We start from the raw sequence: 1360 nt of genomic DNA, 5'->3' as shown, positions 1-1360 counted from the left end.
TCGTGGATCGTGGGTGGGGAGGTGTTCTAGCCTCTGCTGGTGAGCGATGCACGCGTCCCCTTCGTCGGCGACTTCAGAGAGCTTGAGCAGGGCAGCCCGGATGGGCTGTCGCTGCGGTCCGCGGTCAGGGCCGAGGCGCCCGTTAACGCTCGTGAGCTGGTCAAGTACTTGCAGAACGGTGCCCTGCTGGCTGCGACGACCACGCTTGTGCGTGACGTTCTCGCCCCCGACAACCCTGTTATCGGCGAGCTGCACCTGCTGACGGACGGGCACTGGCTTTGGTACTCGGGCCTGGCGCACTACGTCGAGCACTACCACCTGGCGCTCGATGTGCAGTTCATCGCGCATGCGCAGGCCAACGGCTGGACGGTCCCGCAGCTCGATGACACGGACCTGCTCGCGCTGGAGGCAGTCCTTCTCGGTGACGATACGGACTGAGCTGATCACCTACGAGCCGGCCGTGTGTCCCGCCGCAGAGACCCGGGCGATCAGCCGGGGACCCGGCCGTGTAGCGGGACCAGTGCGCGTGAGCCGCCGCACCATGATGCCGATCATTGCCCAACGGATCATGGTTTCCGAGCGAGCCGGGCTGGCTTCGTAGTCGCGGGCCAGACGACGGTGGGCGGTGAGCCACGAGAAGGTGCGCTCCACAGCCCACCTCTTCGGCTGGACCTGGAATCCCCGCTGGTCGGGATCCTTGCGGACAATCTCCAGCTCGCGGCCGAGGATCTGTGCGGTCCACTCTACCAGGCGGCCGGCGAAGCCTTGGTCCGCCCAGATCTTCTTGACACCTGGGTGGTCGAGGCGGGTCCACAGCAGCGGTCGGCGGGCGCCGTCGCGGTCCTGGACACTGGCCGCGACGACATGGACGGCCAGCAACAGGCCCAGGGTGTCGGTGACGATGAACCTCTTGCGGCCCTTGACCCTCTTCGCTGCGTCGAAGCCCCTGGTTGCGGCGGGCACGGTGTCGGCGGTTCGGACGGACTGCGAGTCGATCAGCCCCGCGCTCGGCTCGGCGCTTCGATCGTCGGCCTTGCGGACCCGGCCACGCAGGGCGTCGTGGATCCGCTCGACCGTGCCGTCGTCGTGCCACCACGTGAAGTACCAGTACACCGTCGGCCACGGAGCGAAGTCCTTCGGCAGCTGCCGCCAAGCACACCCGGTCCGCACCACGTAGAAGATCGCGTCCACGATCCGGCGCCGCGGATGCTTCTCCCGCCGACCGCCCTTCGGGCCCACCCGCGCCGGCGGGAGCAACGGCCCCACCAGCGCCCACTGCTCATCCGTCAGGTCCGACGGATACCCACCCCCAACACCGCTCACGATGAGCTCAACGAACGCCTCAGCAACGGGACACGGC

The 1360-nt window shown here is 68.1% G+C and carries 2 protein-coding genes; one reads left to right on the top strand and one right to left on the bottom strand.

Going from position 1 to position 1360, the window contains the following annotated elements; genetic code table 11:
• Positions 1–39: 39 nt before the first annotated feature.
• Positions 40–438, top strand: a complete 399-nt coding sequence (locus AB0P35_RS42110; RefSeq protein ID WP_363521902.1) for a hypothetical protein — start codon at positions 40–42, stop codon at positions 436–438.
• Positions 439–447: 9 nt separating this feature from the next.
• Here the strand turns inward: AB0P35_RS42110 and AB0P35_RS42105 are convergent, their stop codons facing one another.
• Positions 448–1326: an IS5 family transposase gene (locus AB0P35_RS42105; RefSeq protein ID WP_363521905.1), complete on the bottom strand. Its 879-nt coding sequence runs from the start codon at positions 1324–1326 to the stop codon at positions 448–450.
• Positions 1327–1360: the final 34 nt, after the last annotated feature.

Source organism: Kitasatospora sp. NPDC085879 (assembly GCF_040686255.1).
Taxonomy (GTDB): domain Bacteria; phylum Actinomycetota; class Actinomycetes; order Streptomycetales; family Streptomycetaceae; genus Kitasatospora.
The sequence above is the reverse complement of the archived record's forward strand: the minus strand, read 5'-3'. Positions and strand labels throughout refer to the sequence as shown.